The 24,206-nt window shown below is 69.9% G+C and carries 22 protein-coding genes; 11 read left to right on the top strand and 11 right to left on the bottom strand.

Annotated features, from left to right (window positions below; genetic code table 11):
- Positions 1-51: 51 nt before the first annotated feature.
- Positions 52-1,146 carry an ABC transporter substrate-binding protein gene (locus ACGF5O_RS30145; protein WP_393813020.1) on the top strand — a complete coding sequence of 365 codons (1,095 nt, stop codon included), beginning with the start codon at positions 52-54 and terminating at the stop codon, positions 1,144-1,146.
- Between the two features lie 74 nt (positions 1,147-1,220).
- Here the strand turns inward: ACGF5O_RS30145 and ACGF5O_RS30140 are convergent, their stop codons facing one another.
- From ACGF5O_RS30140 to ACGF5O_RS30120, 5 genes are all read right to left on the bottom strand, one after another.
- A complete protein-coding gene (locus tag ACGF5O_RS30140) occupies positions 1,221-2,177 on the bottom strand; it encodes a sensor histidine kinase (protein WP_393813019.1) in 957 nt (318 codons plus the stop codon).
- A 169-nt stretch (positions 2,178-2,346) separates the two neighbouring features.
- Positions 2,347-3,015: a response regulator gene (locus tag ACGF5O_RS30135; RefSeq protein ID WP_393813018.1), complete on the bottom strand. Its 669-nt coding sequence runs from the start codon at positions 3,013-3,015 to the stop codon at positions 2,347-2,349.
- Positions 3,012-4,301, bottom strand: a complete 1,290-nt coding sequence (locus ACGF5O_RS30130) for a sensor histidine kinase (RefSeq protein ID WP_393813126.1) — start codon at positions 4,299-4,301, stop codon at positions 3,012-3,014. The genes ACGF5O_RS30135 and ACGF5O_RS30130 overlap by 4 nt, the downstream gene beginning before the upstream one ends.
- 41 nt (positions 4,302-4,342) lie before the next feature.
- Positions 4,343-5,185, bottom strand: a complete 843-nt coding sequence (locus tag ACGF5O_RS30125) for an ABC transporter permease (RefSeq protein WP_393813017.1) — start codon at positions 5,183-5,185, stop codon at positions 4,343-4,345.
- Entirely contained in the window at positions 5,182-6,126 is a 945-nt protein-coding gene (locus tag ACGF5O_RS30120) for an ABC transporter ATP-binding protein (protein WP_393813016.1), read from the bottom strand. Before ACGF5O_RS30120 ends, ACGF5O_RS30125 begins: the two co-directional genes overlap by 4 nt.
- Before the next feature lie 201 nt (positions 6,127-6,327).
- On the opposite strand from ACGF5O_RS30120, the gene ACGF5O_RS30115 reads away from it, so the two are divergent.
- The 4 genes from ACGF5O_RS30115 (at position 6,328) to ACGF5O_RS30100 (ending at position 9,882) form a co-directional block, all read left to right on the top strand.
- Positions 6,328-7,119, top strand: coding sequence for a hypothetical protein (locus ACGF5O_RS30115; RefSeq protein ID WP_393813015.1), 792 nt, complete (start codon positions 6,328-6,330; stop codon positions 7,117-7,119).
- Positions 7,120-7,305: 186 nt separating this feature from the next.
- On the top strand, positions 7,306-8,010 hold the full coding sequence (locus ACGF5O_RS30110; protein WP_393813125.1) for a response regulator transcription factor: 705 nt from the start codon (positions 7,306-7,308) through the stop codon (positions 8,008-8,010).
- A 258-nt stretch (positions 8,011-8,268) separates the two neighbouring features.
- Entirely contained in the window at positions 8,269-9,117 is an 849-nt protein-coding gene (locus ACGF5O_RS30105) for an ABC transporter permease (RefSeq protein WP_393813014.1), read from the top strand.
- A 162-nt stretch (positions 9,118-9,279) separates the two neighbouring features.
- Positions 9,280-9,882, top strand: coding sequence for a hypothetical protein (locus ACGF5O_RS30100; RefSeq protein WP_393813013.1), 603 nt, complete (start codon positions 9,280-9,282; stop codon positions 9,880-9,882).
- Between the two features lie 785 nt (positions 9,883-10,667).
- Here ACGF5O_RS30100 and ACGF5O_RS30095 read toward each other — a convergent pair.
- Both ACGF5O_RS30095 and ACGF5O_RS30090 read right to left on the bottom strand, forming a co-directional pair.
- On the bottom strand, positions 10,668-11,039 hold the full coding sequence (locus tag ACGF5O_RS30095; protein ID WP_393813012.1) for a BlaI/MecI/CopY family transcriptional regulator: 372 nt from the start codon (positions 11,037-11,039) through the stop codon (positions 10,668-10,670).
- Positions 11,040-11,188: 149 nt separating this feature from the next.
- Complete coding sequence (locus tag ACGF5O_RS30090; RefSeq protein WP_393813011.1) at positions 11,189-11,860, bottom strand: LuxR C-terminal-related transcriptional regulator; 672 nt, start codon at positions 11,858-11,860, stop codon at positions 11,189-11,191.
- A gap of 329 nt (positions 11,861-12,189) precedes the next feature.
- Between ACGF5O_RS30090 and ACGF5O_RS30085 the strand changes: the two genes are divergently transcribed.
- Entirely contained in the window at positions 12,190-13,107 is a 918-nt protein-coding gene (locus ACGF5O_RS30085; protein WP_393813010.1) for a M48 family metalloprotease, read from the top strand.
- A 25-nt stretch (positions 13,108-13,132) separates the two neighbouring features.
- On the opposite strand, the gene ACGF5O_RS30080 is transcribed toward ACGF5O_RS30085, so the two are convergent.
- The 4 genes from ACGF5O_RS30080 to ACGF5O_RS30065 are packed head-to-tail and all read right to left on the bottom strand — an operon-like array spanning position 13,133 to position 18,034.
- Positions 13,133-14,680, bottom strand: coding sequence for an ABC transporter ATP-binding protein (locus ACGF5O_RS30080; RefSeq protein WP_393813009.1), 1,548 nt, complete (start codon positions 14,678-14,680; stop codon positions 13,133-13,135).
- On the bottom strand, positions 14,677-15,492 hold the full coding sequence (locus ACGF5O_RS30075) for an ABC transporter permease (protein WP_393813008.1): 816 nt from the start codon (positions 15,490-15,492) through the stop codon (positions 14,677-14,679). The genes ACGF5O_RS30080 and ACGF5O_RS30075 overlap by 4 nt, the downstream gene beginning before the upstream one ends.
- Positions 15,489-16,481, bottom strand: coding sequence for an ABC transporter permease (locus ACGF5O_RS30070; RefSeq protein WP_393813007.1), 993 nt, complete (start codon positions 16,479-16,481; stop codon positions 15,489-15,491). Before ACGF5O_RS30070 ends, ACGF5O_RS30075 begins: the two co-directional genes overlap by 4 nt.
- Positions 16,478-18,034 carry an ABC transporter substrate-binding protein gene (locus ACGF5O_RS30065; RefSeq protein ID WP_393813006.1) on the bottom strand — a complete coding sequence of 519 codons (1,557 nt, stop codon included), beginning with the start codon at positions 18,032-18,034 and terminating at the stop codon, positions 16,478-16,480. Before ACGF5O_RS30065 ends, ACGF5O_RS30070 begins: the two co-directional genes overlap by 4 nt.
- A 285-nt stretch (positions 18,035-18,319) precedes the next feature.
- On the opposite strand from ACGF5O_RS30065, the gene ACGF5O_RS30060 reads away from it, so the two are divergent.
- From ACGF5O_RS30060 to ACGF5O_RS30040, 5 genes are read left to right on the top strand one after another with little or no spacing between them, the layout of a single operon-like run.
- Positions 18,320-19,318, top strand: a complete 999-nt coding sequence (locus ACGF5O_RS30060; protein WP_393813005.1) for a TauD/TfdA family dioxygenase — start codon at positions 18,320-18,322, stop codon at positions 19,316-19,318.
- A complete protein-coding gene (locus ACGF5O_RS30055) occupies positions 19,315-20,355 on the top strand; it encodes an ornithine cyclodeaminase family protein (protein WP_393813004.1) in 1,041 nt (346 codons plus the stop codon). The genes ACGF5O_RS30060 and ACGF5O_RS30055 overlap by 4 nt, the downstream gene beginning before the upstream one ends.
- A complete protein-coding gene (locus ACGF5O_RS30050) occupies positions 20,352-21,695 on the top strand; it encodes an alanine racemase (RefSeq protein ID WP_393813124.1) in 1,344 nt (447 codons plus the stop codon). Before ACGF5O_RS30055 ends, ACGF5O_RS30050 begins: the two co-directional genes overlap by 4 nt.
- Before the next feature lie 18 nt (positions 21,696-21,713).
- Positions 21,714-22,769: a cysteine synthase family protein gene (locus tag ACGF5O_RS30045; RefSeq protein ID WP_393813003.1), complete on the top strand. Its 1,056-nt coding sequence runs from the start codon at positions 21,714-21,716 to the stop codon at positions 22,767-22,769.
- Positions 22,769-24,169: an MATE family efflux transporter gene (locus ACGF5O_RS30040; protein WP_393813002.1), complete on the top strand. Its 1,401-nt coding sequence runs from the start codon at positions 22,769-22,771 to the stop codon at positions 24,167-24,169. Before ACGF5O_RS30045 ends, ACGF5O_RS30040 begins: the two co-directional genes overlap by 1 nt.
- Positions 24,170-24,206 lie beyond the last annotated feature (37 nt).

The raw sequence follows: 24,206 nt of genomic DNA, 5'->3' as shown, positions 1-24,206 counted from the left end.
GCCTTCCCCCGTTCTTCCCTGTTCGACCTCACCAAAGGAATGTGGCCAGCCATGTCCAGACGACCCGCCACCGTTGCCGCGTCTCTCCTCGCCGTCCTCGCGCTCGGCTCGACCGCCGCCTGTTCCGGCAACTCCGGCAGCACCACCGCGAGCAGCGGCTCCGGCGGCACACCGACCGTCAAGCTCATGGTCGGCGGCATCGACAAGCAGATCTACCTGCCCTACCAACTCGCCCAGAACCTCGGCTTCTACAAGAAGTACGGCGTCACCGTCCAGCTCAGCACCGAGCAGGACGGCGGTGTCGGCGCCGAGGAGGCCATGGCCTCGGGGCAGGTGGACATGGCGGGCGCCTGGTACAACCACACGATCGAGTTCCAGGCGAAGGGCAAGGCGGTCGAGGACGTCGTCCAGCTGTCCGGCGCGCCGGGCGAGCGGGAGATGTGCACCAAGAAGTCGGGTGTCACCTCGGGCGCCGACTTCAAGGGCAAGACCCTCGGTGTCACCGACCTGGGCTCGGGCACCGACACGCTCACCCAGTTCCTGGCCGCCAAGAAGGGTGTCAAGACCAGCCAGTTCCACCGGATCGGGGTCGGCGCGGGCTCCACCGCCATCGCCGCCCTGCAGAACGGCAAGGTCGACTGCGTGATGACGACGCAGCCGACGGTCGCCGCGATCCAGAAGAAGGGCGTCGGCAGCTCCGCGATCGACCTGGCCACCACGCAGGGCGCCACGGCGGCCATGGGCGGCGCCTACCCCGCGGCCAGTGTGCTCGCCCGCACCGACTGGGTGAACGCGCACAAGGACACGGTGCAGAAAGTCGTCGACGCGCTCGTCGCCACCATGCACTGGATCAACACGCACAGCGCGGCCGACATCGCGAACAAGCTGCCGGCGTCGTTCGTGTCGAACCAGCTGGTGACCAAGGCCGACTACATCACCGCCCTGACCGAGGACAAGGGCCAGTTCCTCCCTGACGGCATCATGCCGGCCGGCGGCCCCAAGACCTCCCTGGCCACGGAGCAACTCGTCGGCAATGTGAAGGGCTCGGTGGACCTCAGCAAGACGTTCACCAACGACTTCGCGTTCCAGGCCAACAAGACGGAGGGCTTCAAGACCACCACCACCCCGGCAGGACCGACCGGCTGACCACCACCGGCACGGGGCCGCTCAGGTGACAGCCACCGGGGCGGCCCCGCCTCGCGGAGGCGCAGCGGCCCGTCTCACCCCGGTGTCCCCGCCCCCTGTGTCTCGTCCTGGTCGACGGGAAGGAGCAAGGTGAACGTGGCCGGGTGCCGGTTGGTCAGGGAGAGCCTGCCTCCGAGCGAGACGGCCAGTTCACGGGCGAGGGCCAGGCCGATCCCGGTTCCCGCACCGTCGCCGGTGCGCCCGCGGGCGAAGAGCCGTGACGGCTCGCCGGTCACGGCGCCCTCGTCGCTCACGTCGGAGGCGAGGGCGCCCTCCAGGTCCCGCACCGCCACGCGTACCCTGCCGTGCCCGTGCACCCGGGCGTTGTCCAGCAGGATCCCGAGCACCTCCGAGACGGCCGCGCCCGGAACCCGGAGGTCGGCCGGTGCCTCCTGGGTGGCGCACTCCAGGCGTCTGCCGTCCTGGGCGAAGAGGCCGTGCCACCGGTCCTCCGTCTCCCGCAGCAGCTGGCGTACAGCGATCGTCCCGGCGGTGGGGCGAGCCGTTTCTCCGGAGCGGGACAGGCGCAGCACCTCCTCCACCGTGTGGTGCAGGCGTTGGGTGGTCGCCAGCGCCTCGGCCAGTACGGGCCGCAGCCTGGCGTCGTCGTCCTGGGCGAGGCCCGCCTCCAGGGCGAGTTGCAGGCCGGTGAGCGGAGTGCGCAGCTGGTGGGAGGCGTTGGCGGTGAAGTCGCGTTCGCGGCGCAGGAGTTCCGAAAGGGTGTGCAGCATCTCGTTGTGGGTGCTGCGGCGGACGGTGAGCCGGGCGGCGACGGTGGGGTCGTGGGTGGTGACGACGAGGGCCGCGCCGGTGCGGTCGGCGGCCGTCAGCAGGGCGTCCAGGACGTGGGCGCCGGTGGCGTGGTCGAGTCGCCCGGTGGGTTCGTCGGCGAGGATCAGACGTGGCGCCCGGGCCAGGACCCGGGCGGGGGCCACCCGCTGCGCCTGACCGCCGGAAAGCAGCGTCGCCGAGATCGACCAGGTTGCCCGCACACCACCCGACTCCCCTCCGACCCGGCCTCCGCGTACTCCGCCGTCACCGGCGCCGCCCACCACCACAAGACGTCCAGACAGCGCGAGGCGCCCAGGCGCAGAGGCCTGCCCTGACGGCCATCACGCTGCTCCGCACGCCGGCGCAGGTAGCCTCACCCGCGCCTTCCGATCAGCTGATGCCCGGGCGGGCGATGCCCTGGTCGTAGGCGAAGATCACTGCCTGGACGCGGTCCCGGGCGCCGATCTTGGCGAGGACCCGGCCGACGTGCGTCTTCACGGTGGACTCGGCCACGACGAAGCGGGCGGCGATCTCGCCGTTGGTCCAGCCCTTGCCGATGGCGACGAGGATCTCACGCTCGCGCTCGGTCAGCGAGGCCAGGCGCGGATCCTCGCCCGGGTCGCCCCTCCGGGCGGGCACATGCCGGGCGTACTCGTCCAGGATGCGGCGGGTGAGCGCCGGCGCGATCACCGCGTCGCCCCCGGCGACCGCCCGGATCCCGGCCAGGAGCTCCTCGGGGCGCGCGTCCTTGAGGAGGAAGCCGCTGGCCCCGGCCCGCAGGGCGGCGTGCACGTACTCGTCCACGTCGAAGGTGGTCAGCACGAGGACCCGGGAGCGCCCCCCGGCCTCGGCGATCCGGCGGGTCGCCTCGATGCCGTCCATGCCGGGCATCCGCACGTCCATGAGCACGACATCGGGACGCAGCTCGGCGGTCCTGCGGACGGCCTCGACGCCGTTCGCGGCCTCGCCGACCACCTCCGTCTCGGGAATGGAGTCGAGCAGCACCCGGAATCCGTAGCGCTGCAACTGCTGGTCGTCGACGACGAGCACCGTGGTCACCGGGCACCTCCTCGGGGCGTCAGGTCGAGGGCGGCCTCCACGACCCATCCCCCGTCGGCCGCGGGACCGGCGCTCACGGTCCCTCCGTACAACGCCGCCCGTTCACGCATGCCCACCAGTCCGTGTCCCTCCTCGTTCCATGGCCCGGGATACCCGGCCGGACCGTCGTCCCGGACCCGGATGGCGAGCCGCTCGTCCTCGACGAGGACCGACAGGGTCACCTGGGTGCCGGAACCGGCGTGCTTCAGGGTGTTGGTCAAGGCTTCCTGGACGATGCGGTAGACCGTCAGCTGCATTCCCCGGTCCAGGGCGTCCACCTCGCCGACGGTCCGGTAGACGATCTCCAGACCCGCGGTGCGCACGCTGTCGCACAGCGACTCGATGTCCGCCAGACCGGGCTGAGGGCTCAGCTCGGGCGCCTGGCGGGCGCCGTCCGACGCCTCGCGCAGGACACCCAGAACCCGGCGCAGCTCGCCGAGGGCCGTGCGGCCGGTGTCGCCGATGAGCTGGAGGGCCTCCTTGCCGCGTTCGGGAGCGGTGTCGGTGGCGTACGCGCCGGCGTCGGCGAGAGTGATGATGACGGACAGGTTGTGGCCCACGATGTCGTGCATCTCCCGGGCCACCCGGGCCCGCTCCGTGGCGGTCGCCAGCCTGATGCGCTGGTCACGTTCCGTCTCCAGCCGCGCCGCCCGCTCCCGCAGCCCCGCGAGCTGCGCCCGCCGGGTCCGCACCATCAGGCCGACGGCCAGGGCCGCGATCACCGTGCTCAGCAGGAAGAACAGGGCGTCCCAGACCGACACGGCCGGCGAGACCCGCACCGCCACCAGCACCATCCCCGCCGCCATGACCCCGCACGCCCACGGCAGCCGCCGCAGCCGCCCGTGCAGGGCCAGGCTGTAAAGGGCCACGAACAGGGCGACGTCCGCGCGCAGCGCGGCACCGAGCGACCACTGCAGGACGAAGACGACAGCGATGGCGGCGAATGCCGCCAGGGGGCGGCGCCGCCGCCACAGCAGCGGCAGCACCAGCCCGGCCTGCAAGGCCAGCACCGCCGCCAGCGGGAGCTGAGTGAAAGCGAACTGGAACCTGTGCCGCTCGTCCCCGTCGCCGTCCCCCGCGCCGCCGTGGTGCAGCAGGTCCGGCAGACAGAACACGACAAGGACGAGCACCACCACCGCGGTGTCCAGCACCCATGGCCGGGCCCGATCCGCCTGACGGAGCCGCTGGCCGACCCGGGCGAACCGGGCGACCAGCGGTCCCATCCCGCTGACATCGTCAGTGATCATGCTGGTGGTCAAGGTCGTCACCTGCCCATAGTGCAGGCTGGTCAGACGTCGCTGCGCACCAGCCGGTACGCCGCCCCCGCCAGCGCGAGCGCCGTCCAGCCGAGGAAGACCAGCAGCCCGGCGCCCGGCGACAGCGTGGTGCTGTCGTGGGTCAAGGCGAACATCGACTCGCCCGCGTTGCTCGGCAGGTAGGGGCTGATGTTGTCCTGCCAGGAGCTGGGCAGCAGGGAGATCAGGCCCGGGACCAGCATCAGGGCGCCGACCAGGACGGAGATGCCGCCCGCCACCGAGCGCAGCAGGGAACCGAGTGCGGTTCCGATGACACCCACCAGGCCGAGGTAGAGGCCTGCGCCCAGCAGACTGCGTATGACGCCCGCGTGCGAGAAGCCCATGGCGGCGGGGGTGCCGGAGACGATGCCGCTGCCGAACCCGAAGGCGACGAACACACCGAGGGTGGCGACCACGAGCGCGACCAGCCCGAACACGGCCGCCTTGGACCACAGCACGGGCAGCCGGCGCGGTACGGCCGCGAGCGTCGAGCGGATCATCCCGGTGGAGTACTCCCCCGCCGTGACCAGCACGCCGAGCACGCCGAGGGCGAGCTGGGCGAAGTTGGTGCCGAAGAGGGACAGACTCACGGCCGTCGCGGTGGCGAAGTCCCGGTCCTGGTGCGAGGAGCCGACGCCGGACCTGTAGTGGTTCGCGGCGATCAGGCCGAAAGCGACGAGGAAGACCAGGCCGAGGCCCAGCGTGATCCAGGTCGAGCGCAGCGACCACAGCTTGGCCCACTCCGAGGCGAGCACACGCCGGCCGGTCACCCGGTAGGCGGGGCGGGCCGGGGCCGCCGGGGGCGCCTCGGCAGTCGTGGTGAGGGTGGTGCTCATGCGGACCTCCCGACGGTCTCCAGGGTCTCGACGGTCGTGGAGCCGTGGTACTCCACGGCATCCCTGGTCAGGTTCATGAACGCCTCCTCCAACGACACCGTCCGTGCCGTCAGCTCGAACAGCGCGATCCCGTGCTCGGCCGCCTTCAGACCGATCTCGCGGGCACTCAACCCGGTCACCTGAAGCTCCTCGGAACCGGCCCGGCCCGTGATCTCGACACCCGGACCGGCCAGCGCCTCCCGCAGCCGGGCAGGTTCCTGGGTGGCCACCTGCACCGTGTCACCGCCCGCCTCCCGGACGAGGTCCCCCACGGTGGTGTCGGCCAGCAGCCGCCCACGCCCCACGATGATCAGGTGATCCGCGACCAGGGCCATCTCGCTCATCAGGTGCGAGGACACGAACACGGTCCGCCCCTCCTCCGCGAGTGCCTTCAGCAGGTTGCGGATCCAGAGCACGCCCTCCGGGTCGAGCCCGTTGACCGGCTCGTCCAGCATCACCGTCTGCGGGTCGCCCAGCAGCGCCGCGGCGATACCGAGCCGCTGCCCCATGCCCAGGGAGAAGGCACCGGCCCGCTTCCTCGCCACGCTGCCCAGGCCCGCCATGTCGATCACCTCGTCGACCCGGCGGCGCGGAATCCCGTGGGTCAGCGCGAGCGCCAGCAGATGGTTGTAGGCCGAGCGGCCCGGATGGATCGACTTCGCCTCCAGCAGCGCCCCCACCTCCTGCAACGGCGCCTGGTGACGGGCGTACTGCTGCCCGTTGACCGTCACCGACCCACCGCTCGGGGCGTCGAGGCCGACGATCATGCGCATGGTCGTGGACTTCCCCGCGCCGTTGGGCCCCAGAAAGCCGGTCACCGTACCCGGCTTGACGGCGAAGTCCAGCCCGTCGACCGCCGTCTTCTCCCCGTACCGCTTGGTCAGCTGCTGAGCGTCGATCATGCGCGTCTCTTCCTGTGAGAACCGGCGCCCGTCGGTCACCCCTGACGCCTCACCGACAACGCTAGGAGGCGAAAGACCCCGATTCGGTGGTACCGCGGACTGATCCACGCCCGCCGGGTCGTACCGCGGTACTACGCGCCGCTGCGACCTCGGTCTCACCGTTCAGGTCACGTTCAGGTTCGGCATGCGACCGTGCGGATCATGACCGCTAGGCACGCCCTCGACGACCGGCCCCTCACCCCCGATCGCCAGTTGGTGAACAAGGTTCCAGAGGTGACCGTCTACTTCTGGATCATCAAGGTCCTGACCACCGGCATGGGCGAGACGGCGTCGGACCTCCTGGCCCGAACGTTCGGCCCGATACCGGCAGTCGCACTCGGCGGCCTCGCTCTGGTGACCTCCCTGGCCGTCCAGTTCGCCCTGCGCCGGTACGTCGCCTGGGCCTACTGGACCGCTGTCGTCATGGTCAGCGTGTTCGGCACCATGGCCGCGGACGTCCTGCACGTCGGGCTCGGCGTGCCGTACACGGCGTCGACGCCGGCCTTCCTCATCATCCTGACCGCGGTCTTCATGCTCTGGTACGCCAGCGAGCGGACCCTTTCCGTCCACACCATCCGGACACGGCGCCGCGAAACGTTCTACTGGGCAGCTGTACTCGCCACCTTCGCCCTGGGCACCGCCGCAGGCGACCTCACCGCCACCGCCGGCCTCGGCTACCTGGGATCGGTCGTCCTGTTCGCGGCGGCCATCTGCGTACCCGCCCTGGCACACCGCTTCGGCGCCCTCAACGCGGTCGCGGCCTTCTGGACCGCGTACGTCATCACCCGCCCCCTCGGTGCCTCCCTCGCCGACTGGATGGCCCTCGGCCACGCCCGCGGCGGCCTCGGCTTCGGCCTGGCGCCGGTCACTCTGGCATGGACGGTCGCGATCATCGGATTCGTCGGCTACCTGGCCGTCTCCCAGCGTGACCGGGGCGCCCACGCCGCGGCCTGAGCGAAGGAGACGCGGAGGCGGTCCACATACCGGTCGGACTCCGCCCCCACGTCGTTCTCACGTGCGTCCAGATGCCCGGGACGGACTGCATCGGCGCGCAACGCCGAGCGAGCCGAAGACGGCGTCCGGACACAGCAGCAGGCTGAGAGCAGGCTCAGAGGGTCGTATGACATGGTCTGACACCCCATCTCGGGCGACATCCACAGGAGGGAGCGATGGATCGCAAGACCGCCCCTGCGCTACCAGGGCTGGCAGGTCCGCAGCGCCGTGGACGGCGCCAGTGCCGTGGCCCAGGCCGAACGCTTTCGCCCCGACGCCGTGGTACTCGACGTGCTGTTGCCCGACCTCGACGGCCCTGCCGTGGCCCGGCAGATCCTAGCGCTCCTGCCCGAGATCTCCGTTCTCTTCCTGACCGCCTGCGATGTTACGAACACCGCGATACCCAAAGGCGATGCCTACCTGGTCAAGCCGGTCGGTCTCGCACAGATCGTCGCGCGGCTGACCTCTCTGCTGCGCCGGGCCGGCATGAGACGACCGGATTCGGATCCCACCCCTGCCGGGAGTCGCCTACGAGTCGCAGATCTGTTGATGGACGAGACTGCACACGAGGTCACCCACAACGGCAGGTTCCTTGAGCTCTCTCCCGACGAGTTCGCTCTGCTCCGCTTCCTGATGAGCAACGTCGGTCAGGTGCACACTGCGGCCCAGATCCTCGAACATGTCTGGCCCGACGACTTCGGGAACACCTCCCATGTCGTCGGTTTGCACATCGCCTACTTGCGCCAGAGGGTCGACACTGCCGGCGAACCACTCATCCACACCGTGCCCGGCTCCGGCTACGTTCTCGGCCCCGGCATCACCGGCCCGAGCAAGTCCGGAAATCAGGAATAGCGAACCGCCGGTAAGGGGACCCTTCCTTCCACTTTCCTCCCCGTCTACATGCGTGTAGACTCAGTGCGGCCTTCACCTCGCGACTCCACAGCTCCGCTCCCGGCCGTCTGAAGCAGCCGTCGCACGAGATCGCCACGGCTCCGAGAGCAGGCGCAGGGACCAGGTCGGTGGACGATCAGCTACCCCAGGGGCTGGGTGCGTCCGTCTAGCCACACAGCCCGTAGGCCCGCAGCCCAACAGCGATGAACGGTGAGACGCATGAGCTCCGCCTCGACCAGTCTTCTCCCTGTCGATGCCAACCTCGGCTGGGCCCTGGCCGTGCTCCTCGCAACTGCCGTGGCGGTTACCGCCACGGCCCGTCTGTCCCCCGATCAAGGTTTTGGCCGAGCGCGCGAAGTCCTGACTGCGGGAGTGCGTGCCGCCGTGCAACTCATAGCCGTATCCGCGGTCATCGGATGGGTGGTGTCCTCCCGCTCCGGCCTGCCGGCGTTCCTGATCCTGATGTACGGGGTCGCGGTACGGACCGCAGGCCGACGGATCACCGCGAACGGATCCTGGTGGTGGGCAGGCATGCCGATCGCCGTGAGCGTGATACCGGCCATCGCCCTCCTTCTGGCCACAGGACTCGTCCCGCCCCACGGCATAGCCGTCATCCCGATCACCGGAATCCTGATCGGAGGCGCCCTCACCGCGACCGTCCTGGCCGGCCGCCAGAGTCTCTCGGCGCTCGCGCAACGCCACGGTGAGGTCGAGGCCGGTCTGGCGCTCGGGATGACGGAACGCGATGCCAGGATCGAGATCGCGAGGCCCGCCGCTTCCGACGCGCTGCTGCCGGGTCTCGACCAGACTCGTACCGTCGGCCTGGTAACCCTGCCCGGCGCCTTTGTCGGCATGCTGCTCGGCGGAGCCGACCCGCTGGTTGCCGGGGCCGTTCAACTCTTCGTCCTCATAGCCCTGATGGCCGTTCAAGCCGTAGCCGTGACGGTCACTCTCGAACTTGTGGCCCGTTGCCACATCACCTCCGAGCAGCCAGACGGGCCCCGAGCGACACGCGCCCGACGGTTCTCCGTACATCGCCGACGCACGCCGGTCACGCCACAACCGTGACACCGCTGCCGACTCCATGCGCGGGACAGAGGCCACAAGGCCCGCGAGCCGACGCTGCCTTGCCTCCATGTGTTGAGGCACATCGCGCGCGCCGCCACACCACCCCCTTCTACGCAGTGCAGGCTCCCGCCCTTTGCCGAGCGGGCGCAGACGGAGGAGACGATGTACGACTCGAAAAGGCCCGTCGACCAGGCCGACGAGGAGAGCGCGGCTCAGGCCGACCGAGTTGTGCATTGGCTGACCAGCCGCCTGGAAGTCGAGCAGGCGCTGCAGGCACCCTTGGGCGGAGTACCACTTGAGCGTGATGACCGCATCGCGCGGATGGCAGACGTATTGCAGGCAACGGCGCAGGGACTCGGGCTGCCTGCTGCCGCGGTGTGGGCAGGCATCCCGGAGCACATACTCAAAAACTGGCTGGCGAACGACTCGGACTTCGCTGACGCCGTTGGGGCGGCAACGGCCCTGGCCACCGCCCATGGCCTTCAGCAGGGCAGGCGCCGAACCGGCGCGGCGATCCGAGTCATGCTGGTGGCTCTCAGCTCAGGGAGAGGGTGGCAGGCTGCGGCTGAAATCGCGGGCTTCACAGCGCACCAGTTCCGCCAACTCCGGAAGGCTTCCCCCTCACTTGCCGCGCTCACCGACTCAGCCAGACGGGCGCGCCTGCCAAAGCCCAGGCACTTTGTGCCGAACTCTCACAAGCCAAGACGGCCGGGGAAGGCGAAGGGCGCTACGAGCTTCCGACTCGTGCAACGTGACGATCAGTAGCCTGACCGGCACCCGCGGGGATACCGGCGCCAAAGCCGCCGCCGACACGCCCTTCCCGTGGGGCGATCATCTCCTAATTTCTACATCATGCAGAGCTTCGCTTCCAGGCACCACGGCGGTGGGCCGGGGCATGCCCGAGGTGCCCTGTCGCCGCTCAGGAGGCGATCCCCCCCTGGTCCACCGTGACGACCTGGTGCCGGAGCCGGCGCCCTCGCCGTCTGCCGCCGGGCGGTGCCGGGCGGATCGCGATCATCTCGGCCGATGTCGGCGCGGGACACGACGGCGCGGCCGAGGGGCCGGCCCGGCGGCTGGCCGAGCACGGGGATCCGGCGGACCGGCTGGGGCGAGGACTGGCGCGAACAGGCCGCTCCGCGGTCCGTCGAGCGCACCGTCCTGACGGACCTGCGCGGCGGCGGCACCATCCGGCTGCACGACTCCGACTGCACCTCCACCCTCGCCGCCCTGCCCCGCATCCTCGACACCTGCCAGGAACGTGGCTGGCAGGTCGACCCCTGCGCGAACACGGCGCCCCGGCCTGCCCCGCCGGTGAGCTCGCTACTCGCCGACAGCCGTCCTCGTGCAATCCTGCGGCCCACACCCATGCGTTCAGGACCGGCCTCGTGGAGCGATGGACCATACCGTCGGCACAAGGTCATGCAGGCGAGAAGCTGTGACGGTTCCGCGCTCTCCAACAGCGTTGTGCTGGGTTCCGGTTGGTCAACCGACCCGCGATGCCCTACCCATACAGGAGTGACGACCCGATCACATCCGATCGTACGACTTCCTCAGTCGGTACTCTCCTCCAGCAGACGCCTCAACTCCGTCTCGTCGTCGCCCGTGAGACCCTCCACAAATCGAGCGAGCACCAGATTGCGGTCGCCGTCCTGGTCGAGTTCGCGGTGCATGCGGCGCGCGGTCAAGCCGTGCGCGTCCTCCACCGGGAAGTAGGCGTAACCGCGATGGGCGGGGCTGCGGTCTATGACGCCCTTGTCAAGGAGCCGTCCAAGCAGCGTGGCGACCGTCGTGCGGGCCAGTGACTGCGACAGGGCTTCTCTCACCTGCGCTGCCGTCTGCGGTCGACCCGCAGCCCACAGTGCCGCCAGCACGCTGGCCTCCAACTCCCCTGCAGGCCGACGTTCGCTCTCTTTGTCCGGCATGACCCTCCCCGCGCTCCGTTGGACCGTTCAGCCCCCGCCACCATTATCGAGGGCGAGGAGCTTGGACCCAGCGGCCCCGTCCGGCGGGCAGATGCCTCACAACCGGTTGATCGCCACGGTGTCAGCGGCGGCGTGCCTCATCCGTTTCGTCACTCGCCAATTCTCGCGCGAACGAGTCCACTTCGATGCACCTCGGCTACCAACTGGGCGCGGCTCCTGACATTGAGCTTCGCCATGGCGCGATTGATGTGCGTTTTGACGGTGAAGTGCGAGACGATCAAACGGCTGGATATCTCCTTGTTGTCCAGCCCAAGAGCCGCGAGGGAGACGACTTCGCGCTCTCTGGGCGTAAGTTCGCTCCACAACTGGTCGATGTCGTCGCCGGGGCCGGACAACGCGAACGGAAACATCTTGTCAAGGACGCATCGGGTCGCGGCAGGTGACAGGTGCGCCTCACCACGCGCTACCGCTCTTATCGCCTCGACAAGGGCTTCCGGCTTGGCTTCCCTTTCCAGGAATCCGCGGACTCCGGACTTGAGCGCCCCGAGCACCGAATCATCTGCGGCGGATTCCGCCAACATCACCGCTTGCGCGTCGGGCAACTCACCGCTGCCCACGATCTTCCGGGCAATCTCGATTCCGTCCGTCCCCTCACTGTGCGCATAAATGAGGACGACATCCGGGCGCAGATCATGGGCCAGCCGGACACCTTCCACACCGCTCTCAACCGCAGCAACGATCTGGATGTCCGGTGCGCTTTCGATGAGTTGACCGATACGAGAGTGTACGGAGGTCGGTCCGCCGGCCAGCAGTACACGCAACACCATTTATTCCTCACCGAAATTTTCAAGCACGGGCGCGCAGTTCAGCGGCACCCAACTCAGGCAAGGAGTGCCACCGGCCGGCCGAGCACATGTACCGTGGTCTGCGGAGATGGCAGCCCGAGGGCTGCATTCGGTACGACCTTCCTCGGGAAAGACCATCGAGACCGTCTACATAGCTGTAAACGGTCTACAACACTGTAGTCGACAACTGGGGTGAGTGCATAGGTGGCTGCTGAAGATGGCCCCGCTCGGCCAGGAGAATGCGCGGAGCCTGTGCGCCTCCCTGCTCACCTCCAGGGCGCCTGTTGCTGACTCCACTGTTTCTGGTGCCGCTCGTGCTGCCGTTCTTGCTGGGCCTTGTGGCGAATCGAGTTTTGGGGTGGGTGCGGCCCACGGCTGCTTTGTGGACGCTCACGGTGAGCGCGGCGATGCTTGCCGCGGCCTGCGTCGCCTCCCTCTGCGCACTGGTTCTGACCGGTCTGTATCTCGTGCCGGCCTTTGCCCATCTCCATCACTTCGTCCGTCATCTCTGCACTCCCTCGGCACATCTCATGGGCGGGATGGCTGTGCTGGCGGCCTGCTCTCTCGCCCTGGGCGGCCTGCGCTTCGGGTATTCGGCGGTGCGACACAGCCGAACGCTGAGGGCGACGCAGCGAAAGGTCGCCCGACTTCCCGTGGTGGGCGACCTCTGTGTCATCGACTCACCGCGGCCCGACGCGTACGCTCTGCCGGGGCGCGTCGACCGCATCATCGTGACATCGGGAATGCTGCGCAGTTTGCGAGGGGCCGAAAGGGAGGCTCTCTTCGCGCATGAACGGGCGCACAATTCCGGACGGCATCACCGCTTTCTGGCCGTCGCCGAGATCTCGGCGCATTGCCACCCTGCACTCCGCAGTGTGCGCGCCGGGATCCGTCTGGCCGCGGAACTCGCGGCCGACGAGGCGGCGGCCCGGGCGGTCGGGGACCGCAAGCTGGTGGCCGTCGCCGTGGCCCGAGCCGCCTTGGCCAGCCATGACGCAGGGCCTACGACGCGGCCCTACCTGGCGCTCGGCGGCGCGACCGGCCCCGTCTCACACCGTGTCGCCAGGCTCCTGACGCCGTCGGAGCCGCCCAGCGCCTGGGCGTCACGCCGGCTTGCGGTCGTCACGGCCCTTGTCGTTGTGCTGTCTGTGGGAGCGACAGGGGTGGGCGTGCTGCATCTCCGTCATGAAGTGGGCGAGGCGCAGGGAGTCATACCTCGCTGACCGGTGCCTGAGGCGAAGACGGCGATCAGGTGGCAGCGAGGTTGGCGGACAGCAGTTCCCGCGTCGCCGTGTGCTGCGGAGCGGCGAAGACATCCGCGGTGGAGCCGCATTCCACGACGCGCCCGGAGGCGAGGACCGTGATCGTGTCGGTGCGCTCCCGGACCAGTGTGAGGTCATGACTGATCACGACGAGTGTCAGGGAGCGGTCCTGACGCAGCTGGTGGAGGAGGTCCATGACAGCGGCTCCCGTGGCCGGGTCGAGTGCGGACGTGATCTCGTCACAGATGAGGATGTCCGGCTCGGCCGCCAACGCCCGGGCGATCGCCACCCGTTGACGCTGGCCGCCGGACAGCTCATGGGGGTATCGGCTCGCGAAAGACCGGGGAAGTCCGACGAGTTCCAGCAGATCCTCCACCGAACCGGCTGCTTCGATGGACGACGCTCTCCTGTGGATGCGCAGGGGTCTGGCCACGGACGAGCCGACGGTACGGCTGGGGTTGAGCGCACCTAGTGGGTCCTGGGTGACCAGCTGGATCCGGCGTCGCTGTTCCCTGCTGCGGCGCCGGACCGTGGCCGCGAGGTCCGCGCCGTCGAGCCGCATGGTGCCGGACTCGGGCTTCCGCAGGCCGACGAGTGCGCGGGCGAGCGTGGTCTTGCCGGAGCCCGAGGCGCCGACGACCGCTGCGGCGGAGCCCTCGGTCACGGCGAACTGGACATCGGTCAGCCCTGGTTGACGAGCTCCTCGGCTGGAGAACGCCACGCCGAGGTCCCGAACGTCGAGAACGAGGCGAGGGGACGCGACCGTGTGGGGTGGTTGTGCGGAGAGGGCTGGGCGCCGGTCCGGAGGCGGCAGCGTCCTCGGGGGACGGCCTCCGTCCGCGGTCAGGCATACGGAGTCGTCCGCCAGCCTCGCCACGACGTCCGGGTCGTGGGAGGAGAAGGCCAGGGCGAGCCGACGACCGCGGGTCAGGGTCCGGAGCAGGTCGGTGATCTCGTCGCGGAGCACCGGGTCGAGGCCGGCTGTGGGTTCGTCCAGCAGGAGAAGCCTGGGCCGCTTCGAGAGGGCGCGGGCGAGCGCGACCCGGCGCAGTTGGCCGCCCGAGAGCTGGTCCGGCCGGCGGGCCGCGAAGTCTCGGCCTGAGGGCAGGCGGACGGCCTCAAGGAGTTCGCCGACGGCGTCGGGGGCCGCGTCGGCACTCAGCTCGGACAGGAGTGTGCGAATCCGCAGCCGCGGGTTCAGCAACGAGGCGGGGTCCTGGCCGACGTAGGCGATCTCGCCGCTACGGATCGCACGGCGCTCGGTGTCGTCCACCGCGAACATGTCGTGCCCGAGGACCTGGACCGTGCCGCCGGAGCGGACCGTGCCGTGCGGCAGGTGGCCGAGGAAGGCACGCAGCAACGTGGTCTTCCCCGTCCCCGAGGGGCCTGTGACGGCGGCCACGCGCCCTGGCCGCAGGCTGACTGAGGTCGCTTCGAGCAGCGTTCGGCCGTCCGCTGCCACGACACCGAAGCCGCGCGCCACGGCGACGTTGTCCTGGCTGTCCGCGTCCGTGTTCCGGAGTGGGTGACTCACAGCAGGGTTGCCGCCTTTCGGCCTGTTTGCGGGGTCAGGGCGGCCGCCGCGAGGTTGACGCTCAGTGCCAGCAGGCCGACAGCCGCGCTCGGGGCCATGACGGCCCAGGGGTTGAGCAGGATGCCCGAGGAGTTCTCCCGGATCATCAACGCCCAATCGGCAGCGGGTGGTTGGGGCCCTACCTGGAGGAATCCGGCCATGGAGACGACGTAGACGGCTTCCACGAAGCGCAGCCCCAGGAGAGCGAGCAGGGTGGCTCGCAGGTTGGGCAGCACTTCGCGGACCACCAGGAACCAGAGTCGCTCGCCACCGGCGGCGGCCGCCTCGACGTAACCGGACGCGGCCACCGGCGCTGCCGCGTTGGCGGTGAGCCGGACAGCGTAGGGGAATCCCAGGACGACAGCGGCAACCGCTACGGCCAGTCGCCCGCCGCCGGGCCAGGAAAGAGCGACCAGCATGACGCCCAGGACGGCGGGCAGCAGGATCAGCACGTCGGCGACGCGTTCGACCATGCGGCCGACGGTCGGCCGCAGGGCGCCGATCGCGCCCACCACGGCGGCCGATGCCGTCACCACCGCGGCGATGAGCAGTGCGGACAGGACGAGTGAGCGGCCGCCCGCCAGCAGTCTGCTGAGCACGTCGCGCCCGAGTTGATCGCCGCCGAGAGGGGCATCTTGGCCGGGGCCCGCGAAGGGCATGGCGACGGGCTCGTCGACAGCGTGCGGGGCCAGCCAGGGGCCGACGAGCGCCAGCAGTACGAGCAGAACGGCCGGCGCCACCCGGAGCAGGACCGCGCGGTTCGGGGCCCTCATCGGCGGCCTGCCGTCAGCTGGTCGCGGACGAGATCGGCCACCAGCAGGACAACGGTGATCGCCGCGCCGGCCAGTGCCGTCACTCCGGCGATCACCGGGGTGTCGCGGTCGGCGACCGCGGAGGACAGGACGGCGCCGATCCCCGGGTAGTTGAAGATGGTCTCCACGGCGACCGCCCCTCCGAGAAGCACTCCCGATGACGTGGCGAGACCGGTGGCGATGGTCGGCAGGGCTCCGGGCAGGACGTGGCGCAGCAGCACGTGGCGCGGTGCGAGGCCGTCTAGGACGGCGGCTTCGACGTAGGGGGCGCGGGCCTCGTCGGCGAGTGCGGCACGGGCGATACGGGTGTTCCAGCCGGTCTGCGGGATGGTCAGGGCCAGGGCGGGGAGGATCAGCATGGTCCATGAGGCCGGGGTTCCGTGGCTGTCGGTGAGGGTGACGGCGGGAAGCCAGCCGGTCCACAGGGACAGCACCAGAACGAGGCCGACGGCGACCACGAACTCCGGGATGGCGAAGACCGCGGTGGAGACGCCGGTGACGACCCTGTCGAGGCGTCCGTCGGGCCGCTGTGCCGCCCAGGACGCGAGCGTCACCGACAGCAGGGCGGTCAGGAGCAGGGCGGTGCCGCTGAGCACCAGGGTGTTGGGGAACGCCGTGGTCAGCAGCCCGGTGACCCGCTCACCGTGGGCCGATGTCCCCAGGTCGCCGGTGGGCAGGCCGGACATCCAGTCCCAGAAGCGTTCCAGGACCGGTCTGTCGAGGCCGAGCTCATGGCGCCGCCGGGCCAGGTCCGCGCTGCTCTCCCCGCGTTCCGAGGTAGCGCTCGCCGCGTCCCCGGGCAGCAGTTCCACGCCGACGAAGACCGCGGCGAGGAGCGCCGTCAGAAGCAGGGCGCGTCTGAGTACGGCGAGGCCGACGCGGGCCACGACGGCCCACGCCCATCCGCCCCGCGGCACCGCGGCCGGGAGCGCCCCGGTTGCCGTGCTCAACTGGCCAGCCACGCCTTCTCGAGCTGGACACGCCCGTAGCCCGGCAGGGTGGGCAGCCCGTGGACCTTGGCGACGGCGAGGTCCACACCGTCGGCCATGCCCCACAGGAGATAGCCGGAGCCGTCGTACTCGATCTGCTGCATCTGCTGGAGACGTGCCGTGCGTTCGGTGGCGGCGGAGGTGCCGATGGCCTTCTCGTACGCCGCGTCGAAGGTGCTGTTCTTCCAGCCCGCCTCGTTCTGGCCGCTGTCGGAGACCATGGTCTTGCTGGCGAAGAAGACCACCGAGTCGTTGGTGCCCCAGTAGGTGGTGTAGAGATCGCCCTTGAGCCAGGTCTTGTCCCAGAAGACGGCGGACTCCTGCTTGACCACCTTCACCTTGACGCCGGCCTCACGGACCTGGGTGGCGAAGAGGGTGGCGGATTCGGCCAGTCCGGAGATGTCCTCGGTGGTGAGGATCTCGTAGGTCTTGGAGGTGTCGAATCCTGCTTCCTTGAGCAGTTGCTTGGCCCGGGCGAGGTTACGGGTGCGCTGCGTGATGCTCTTGGCGTAGGCGGGATCGCCGGTGCCGAGGATGTCGTTGGCCACGCTCCCGTAGCCGGACAGCACCTGTTCGACCATGGCCTTGCGATCGACGGCCAGGCGCAGGGCCTCTCGTACCTTGGAGTCGGCGAAGGGGCCGTCGGCGGTGCGCATCACGATGGGCATCGCCATGTCGTTGGGCCGCCGGATCGTCTGGATGTCGCTGCGCGTCTCGGCCGTGCGGGCCGCGACGGCGCCGGCGTTGGAGGCGAGGTCGATCTGTCCCGCGAGCAGGGCGTTGGCCATGGCCTGCGGGCTTTCGAAGATCTTCACCTCGATGGCGTCGAGGTACACGTCCCCGCCGTACCAGGCGTCGTTGCGGACCAGGCGGGCGTTGCCACCGCGGAACCAGTCGAGCTTGAACGGACCGGTGCCGGGTGCCTTGGCGATGTCCTTGTCGGCCGTGCTGTCGGGGACGACGAACGTGGTCAGGCGGGTGAGCAGGGGCAGTTCGGCGTTGGCGTAGTCGGAGACGAGGACCACCGTGTCGTCACCGTCGGCCGTGATGTTCTCGGCCTGGATGCCGGGCAGCCGGGAGGCGCCGGAGGGAGTCGCGCGCAGTCGCTTGAGGGAGAAGACGACATCGGCCGCGGTGACGGGTGAGCCGTCGTGGAACGTCGCCCCCTTGGCGAGGGTGAACCGCCAGGTCTTCAGGTCGTCGGACGCCTGCCAGCTCGCGGCGAGCCGGGGCACGGTGTTGGGCTTGCTGCCGGGCACGGCGAGCGTGTCGTATACGAGGCTGATGATCAGGTAGTCGCTCTCGTTGGCCTGGGTGCCGTGCGGATCGCGGGTGATGGCGCTCGCATGACCAAGGGCACCTACGCGCAGCGTGCCGCCCTTGACGGGCTTCCCGGTTGCCGCACGGGACGCCCCGGTCGACTTGGCGTCACCGCCGCCGCTGCATGCCGCCAGCAGGGCCGTTGCGCCCACAGCGCCACCGGTCCACAGCAGTTGACGTCTCGTCAGATCCACGTTCGTCCTCGACTTCCAGAAACAGCGAACAACTTACTTAGGTTTGCCTATCCTAAAAATCGACCCCGGGGCAATACTCCAAGTGGAGTACAGCGCACTCCGCGTGAACGCTCTAACTTAGGTGTGGCTTACCTGAGCCGAGCCGGCCCGGCGCGTCACTGGAACGCAACACGTGGACCTCTCGTCCCGCCGCAGACGATCCACTGTCAACGCCCTGTTGCCCGGCCTTCCCCGATCACCTCGTCGCGCACCCGCACGCGCACCCCCAAGAACGGATGGTCGACCATGCCCACGGCAGTCACGCCTGTGCGCCAGCTGCACCCGCACGCCGTACATGAACTGACCGAGGCGGCCCAGAACCTGCTCTCCTCCACCGGCCCCTTGAAGGACGACCTCGACTGGTCGCGCCTCCTGGCCCAAGTCCCGCGCACGGCAGCCTCGTTGAGTGCCGACATCCACCACGTCTGCCGTCCCGTGGACAGTGCGGCGGGCCTCTTCGTCGTACGTGGCATCCCCGTCGTCGACGAGACCATCGGCCCCACACCACGCCACTGGTCCAGCGCCGGACGCGCCGGGGCACTGTACGACGTGGTCCTCCTGCTGCTCTCCACCGTGATGGGCACGCCGATCGCCTGGGAGGGCCAGCAGGACGGCCGGTTCGTGCACAACATCGTCCCCTCCCCCGGGCACGAGGCCGAACAGACCGGGGCCAGCAGCAGCGTGCTGCTCAGCCCGCACACCGAGGACGCCTTCCACCCCGGCCGCGCCCATCTGCTGATCCTCGGCTGCATGCGCAACCACGACGCCGTGGCCACCACCGCCGCCTCCGTCCGGGAGGTCCGGCTCGACGCCGCCGACGTCGCGTTGCTGAGCGAGCCGGTCCTGCCCATCCTCCCCGACGACGCCTACGCCGAGGCTCAGTCCTACACCGGCACCCCGCCCGCCGTACCCACCCTCTGGCATTCGCCGAACGGGCTGACACTGCGCTTCGACCCCGCCTACACCCCTCTCGAACAGGGATCCGCGGAGCATCGTGCGGCCTACTCCCGGCTCACGGACGAGCTCACCAGGGTCTCCGTCGCCGTGAGCCTGGAGCCCGGCGACGTCCTCGTCGTCGACAACGACCTGGTCGTCCACGGCCGAGTGCCCTTCCGGGCCCGCTACGACGGCACCGACCGCTGGCTCAAGCGCGCCTCGGTCCGCGTTCCGCACCGCCGCACCCGGCCGGCCGCCGAACAGGACGAACACGGATACGGCCAGGCCGCGGTGGAGGCGTACGCATGACCCGCGCCCAGGCGGACCCGGTCCGCATCCGCGTCGAGGGGGATCCCGTGAGGCATGACGACAAGACGCTGCGCATCCTGAGCACCAGCGACGTGGCCGGCATCGACATCACCCTCACCGACGTGGTGTCCGTGGTGGAACAGGCGTACCGCACCCTGGCGGAGGGCCGTTCCGACAACCCGCGCAAGCTGACGGTCAAGCCGGACGACGACCACTCGGTCGCCTACGCCATGCTCGGCCGCGACGGCGAGCGCAAGGTCGTCGCCGTCAAGACGTCGTACAAGTACGGCCTGCACGAGGACCGTGAACGGCAGCACTACTACACGACGCTGACCCTGTACGACGACGAGACCGGCCTGCCGGTCGCGATGCTGGACTGCGGACGGGTGGGTGCGCTGCGCACCCCGGCCGTCTCCGCGCTGCTCGCCCGTGAACTGGCCGCACCCGGCAGTCGCAGCGCGCTCGTCATCGGCACCGGTACGCAGGGCCGGCTGGCCCTCCCCTTTCTGCTGACGACCTTGCCGGACCTCAAGCGGCTGATGCTCTTCGGTACCCATCCGGACGGCATCGCAGCCGTCCGGGAGGAGCTGGAACGGCATTTCCCGGGACGGGACCTGGAGGTCGTGTCCGATCTCCGGGAGGCCGCCGAGGAGGCGGACATCGTGCTCGCGACCGCGGGCCCGAACACTCCGGCCCGCGTGGAGGCGGACTGGCTGAAGCCCGCTGCTCTGTGCGTCCTGGTCGGATACGGCATCGCCCCGTCGACCCTCCATCGGGCCCGGCGCGTCATCGCCACCAGCGCCGCGCAGATGCAGGTCACCGGCATCGACATGGCCGACCGTGAGGGACGGCTGCCAGAAGTGGACGCGGAGTTTCCCGACATCCTGGCCGGGCGGATGTCCGGGCGCACCGACGCGGGGCAGAGCATCTTCGCCTACAACAGCGGACTGGTCGTCACCGACATCGCGCTCGGTCACCGGCTCGCCCAGCTCGCCCTGGCGCAGGGGCTGGGAACGGCGGTGCCCCTGTGGAAGTGACGGCACGGCTGCCCGCGCACGCCGGCCCCGAGACGCGCGGTCTGCTGGCCGACCCCTTGCTGCACGAGCTCGGCCACGGCCTCGGCGGCCCCTATCACGTACTCCTGCCGACCGCGTTCGACGCCAACGCGACCGCGTTCCAAGCCGTATTCGGGGAGTCGGGCGTGGACGGCCGGGTGTACTACGCGAAGAAGGCCAACAAGGCCGCTGTGTTCGCGGAACGAGCGGCGGTGGCCGGGCTGGGCGTGGACGTGGCGAGCCGGGGCGAGCTGCGCGAAGCGCTCGCGGCCGGGGTCCGGGGCGACGACCTGGTGGTCACCGGCCCGGCGAAGGCGGACGAGCTCCTGCGGGTGGCCGTGCTGCAGGGCGCGCTGATCGCCGTGGACGCGCTGGACGAACTGGACCGGCTGAATGCGATGGCCGGCGAACTCGGCCGTACGGCACGGGCCTTGCTGCGGGTGCTGCCGTCGGTACAGCCGCACAGCCGGTTCGGGCTCGAGGAGAGTGATCTCGCCGTCGCTCTGGCACGGATCGGCGGCTCGGCGGTGTCCTTGGAGGGCTTCAGCTTCCACCTGTCCGGATACGACGTCCGTCAACGCGCGGACCTGGCGGCGGTGTTGGTGCGCCTTTGCAGCCGAGCGCGGGCACTCGGGCTGCCCGCCGACAGCATCAGCATCGGCGGTGGTTTCGCGGTGGACTACGTCGACGGTGCGGACTGGCGGCGGTTCGGGGAGAGCAACCGGGCCGAGCACTTCCACGCCGAGAGGCGCTTTGGCGGCGGCTTCTACCCGTACCACTCCCCTGTGGCGGGCGCCGACGCCCTGCGCGCGGTCCTCGCCTGTGTGCCCGCGGGCGAGAGCGTCCCGCTGGCCGAGATGTTGAGGACGGCGAACGTACGGCTGCTGGTCGAGCCCGGTCGGGCGCTGCTCGACCAGGCCGGGTTCACTGTCTTCCGCGTCCAAGGCGTCAAGGATCGTGACGGCTACGCGATCCTGACCGTGGACGGCAGCAGCCTGAGCCTGTCGGAGCAGTGGTTCGACAGCGAGTTCCTGCCGGACCCGGTGCTCGTGCCGGCCCGCCCGGAGGCCGGCCCACACGCAGACCTCCACCCGGCCTGCGTAGGAGCGGCGACCTGTCTGGAGTCGGACCTGCTGACCTGGCGCAAGATCCCCTTTCCGGCGCCACCCGCCGTGGGCGACCTCCTCGTGTATCTCAACACCGCCGGTTACCAGATGGACTCCAACGAGTCGCCGTTCCACGAGCTGCCGCTGCCGCCCAAGGTCGTCGTCGAGCCGACGGCGGACCGTTTCCGCTGGCACCTCGACCGCCGCCCTGCCTGACCACGTCTGGAGCCCCCCATGCACGACTTCCTGCACCGGCCGCCCGTCGTCCGGCAGGTCTCCGAACTCATCGGTGCGACTCCGTTGTTCGAGCTGTGCCGCACCGAGAACAGCAGTCGACTGCTGCTGAAACTTGAGCAGTTCAACCCGACCGGCACGGCGAAGATACGCATGGCCCGGCAGATGGTCATCGACGCCGAAGAGCGCGGACTGCTGCGCCCGGGCGGCCGCATCATCGAGTCGACCTCCGGAAACACCGGGCTCGGCCTGGCCGTTGTCGCGGCCGAACGCGGGTACACCTTCACCGCCGTCGTCGACCACCACGCGGCCACCGACAAGCTCCGGGCGATGAAGGCCCTCGGTGCCGAACTCGTCTACGTCGCGCAGGAGGGCGACGAGGAACTGGCAACGGCCGCCCGGGAGGAACTCGCCGAGAAAATGGCCGCCGACTCGGACAACGCCTACTTCACGGAGCAGCACAACAACCCTGCGAACGGCGTCGGCTACCACCCCGTGGCCCGGGAGATCGGCGTGGCACTGGACGGCCGGGTCGACGAACTGATCGGAGCCGTCGGCACCGGCGGCGGTCTGTTCGGGACCGGGAAGGTGCTCCGTGAGATCGTGCCCGGAGTACGGATCATCGGTGTCGAGCCGAAAGGGTCCATCGCCTTCGGCCCTCCGGCGCACGACTACTACCAGTCCGGCACCGGCACCCCCGAAGGAGCCGACATCGGCGCCATGGTCGACTACGGCCTCCTCGACGAGGGCGTCAAGGTCGGCGACGTCGAAGCCTTCGCCACCGCCAGGGTGGTGGCCCGCAGGGTCGGACTGCTCATCGGCGGCTCCGCCGGCGGTGTGGTGTACGAGGCACTGCACCGCCTCGCCGCACAGCCGGCGGGAACCGCTGCCGTCGCCCTGGTCAACGACGGCGGGGAAAAGTACATGGACACTGTCTTCGACGACGACTGGATGACCGCGCGCGGTCTGCTCGACCTCCGAGTGGAACGCGAGGTCGACGAGTTGCTGTCCATCCTCCGCCCGACCGCTTCCCCGATCCCGCAGGAACACATCTGATGCCGCCCGCCCTGACCCGACTCCGCACCGATGCCCGGGCCTTGGCCACGCTCGCCGTGCCCCTCGCGCTCACCCAGCTCGCCCAGGTCGCCCTGACCACCACCGACACCGTGATGATGGGCTTGATCAGCACCGAAGCCCTCGCGGCCGGCGGCCTGGCCATGGTCGTCTTCAACCAGCTGCGCACCATGGGCGTCGGTATGGTCACCTCCGTCGGCAACCAGGTAGCCGCCGCCGACGCCCACGCGGAGAAGGGCGGGACGGATGCGGCGGACGTCCGCGACCTGGTGCGCGCGAGCCTGCTGCTGGCCACACTCGCGGGTATGGCGGGCGCCGTCCTGATGGTGCTGATCGGGCACGCGCTGGTCTGGCTGGGCCAGGATCCGGATGTCGTCCGCACGGCACAGCCGGTGCTCTACACGATGGCGCCCGGCCTGCTCCCCTGCCTGTGGTTCCAGGCAATCCGCCAGTTCACCGTCGGCATGCGCCGGCCACAGGCACTGCTGCGCATCACCCTCGCCTCCATCGCGGTCAACGCGGGTCTCAACTGGCTCTTCATCCATGGCACGTGGATCTTCCCGAAGCTGGGACTGCCCGGCATCGGCCTGGCCACCACCTCCGTGTACGCGCTGTCCTTCCTGGCGCTGTACGCCTCCGCCCGCCGCGATCCGCGCCTTGCGCCGCTGCTCTCCCTGCGCGTCTGGAAGACCCGGCCGGCGACCCTGCGCCGACTGGCCGGACTCGGCGCGCCGATCGCCGCGACCTACGGCTCCGAGGCCGGCTTCTTCTCCGTCGTGGCACTGCTGGTCGGCAGCTTCGGCACGGCGGCACTGGCCGCGCACACCGCCGTCAACCAGCTCGTCTACATCGTCTTCCAGATCGCGGTCGGTCTCTCGCACGCCGCCTCGATCGGGGTCAGCCGCGAACTGGCCCTCGGCAACACGGCCGCCGCACAGCGCCTCAAGACCACAGCCCTGGCGTGTGCGGCCGGGGTGATGGCGGTGGTGGCCGTCGTCTACCTGACAATCCCGCGCGTCATCCTGGCACCGTTCTTCGACACGCACGACGAGCGGGCCATGGACACCGCCGTGCAACTCCTCCTGGTCGCCGCCGTCCTCCAGTTCTTCGACTGCACGCAGAACATCGGAGTGGGCCTGCTGCGAGGACTCGACGACACCAAGGGCGGCTTCCAGGTCACCCTCATCGGCTACTGGCTCATCGGCCTCCCCGCCGCGGCCCTGCTCGGCTTCGCAGCCGGCCTGGACACCCTCGGCATCTGGCTCGGCCTGCTGACCGGCCTGGCGGCCACCGCCGTACTGCTGCTGCGCCGGTTCGGACGGCTCGTGAACGGGCTGCCGGCGCAGGTGGCGGCCACGACTTCGGTGAGCATGCAGTCGTAGAAACCAGCCGCCCGCGAAGAGCACGAATCGAGCGCTG

This window comes from Streptomyces sp. NPDC048291, assembly GCF_043201715.1.
In the GTDB taxonomy this organism is placed as follows: domain Bacteria; phylum Actinomycetota; class Actinomycetes; order Streptomycetales; family Streptomycetaceae; genus Streptomyces.
The sequence above is the reverse complement of the archived record's forward strand: the minus strand, read 5'-3'. Positions and strand labels throughout refer to the sequence as shown.

What these genes read in the sequence shown, in the direction of transcription:
- ACGF5O_RS30145 (WP_393813020.1), top strand. Translation starts at nt 52, where the DNA reads ATGTCCAGACGACCCGCCACCGTTGCCGCGTCTCTCCTCGCCGTCCTC.
- ACGF5O_RS30130 (WP_393813126.1), bottom strand. Translation starts at nt 4,301, where the DNA reads ATGATCACTGACGATGTCAGCGGGATGGGACCGCTGGTCGCCCGGTTC.
- ACGF5O_RS30125 (WP_393813017.1), bottom strand. Translation starts at nt 5,185, where the DNA reads ATGAGCACCACCCTCACCACGACTGCCGAGGCGCCCCCGGCGGCCCCG.
- ACGF5O_RS30120 (WP_393813016.1), bottom strand. Translation starts at nt 6,126, where the DNA reads ATGATCGACGCTCAGCAGCTGACCAAGCGGTACGGGGAGAAGACGGCG.
- ACGF5O_RS30115 (WP_393813015.1), top strand. Translation starts at nt 6,328, where the DNA reads ATGACCGCTAGGCACGCCCTCGACGACCGGCCCCTCACCCCCGATCGC.
- ACGF5O_RS30105 (WP_393813014.1), top strand. Translation starts at nt 8,269, where the DNA reads ATGAGCTCCGCCTCGACCAGTCTTCTCCCTGTCGATGCCAACCTCGGC.
- ACGF5O_RS30100 (WP_393813013.1), top strand. Translation starts at nt 9,280, where the DNA reads ATGTACGACTCGAAAAGGCCCGTCGACCAGGCCGACGAGGAGAGCGCG.
- ACGF5O_RS30095 (WP_393813012.1), bottom strand. Translation starts at nt 11,039, where the DNA reads ATGCCGGACAAAGAGAGCGAACGTCGGCCTGCAGGGGAGTTGGAGGCC.
- ACGF5O_RS30075 (WP_393813008.1), bottom strand. Translation starts at nt 15,492, where the DNA reads ATGAGGGCCCCGAACCGCGCGGTCCTGCTCCGGGTGGCGCCGGCCGTT.
- ACGF5O_RS30060 (WP_393813005.1), top strand. Translation starts at nt 18,320, where the DNA reads ATGCCCACGGCAGTCACGCCTGTGCGCCAGCTGCACCCGCACGCCGTA.
- ACGF5O_RS30055 (WP_393813004.1), top strand. Translation starts at nt 19,315, where the DNA reads ATGACCCGCGCCCAGGCGGACCCGGTCCGCATCCGCGTCGAGGGGGAT.
- ACGF5O_RS30045 (WP_393813003.1), top strand. Translation starts at nt 21,714, where the DNA reads ATGCACGACTTCCTGCACCGGCCGCCCGTCGTCCGGCAGGTCTCCGAA.
- ACGF5O_RS30040 (WP_393813002.1), top strand. Translation starts at nt 22,769, where the DNA reads ATGCCGCCCGCCCTGACCCGACTCCGCACCGATGCCCGGGCCTTGGCC.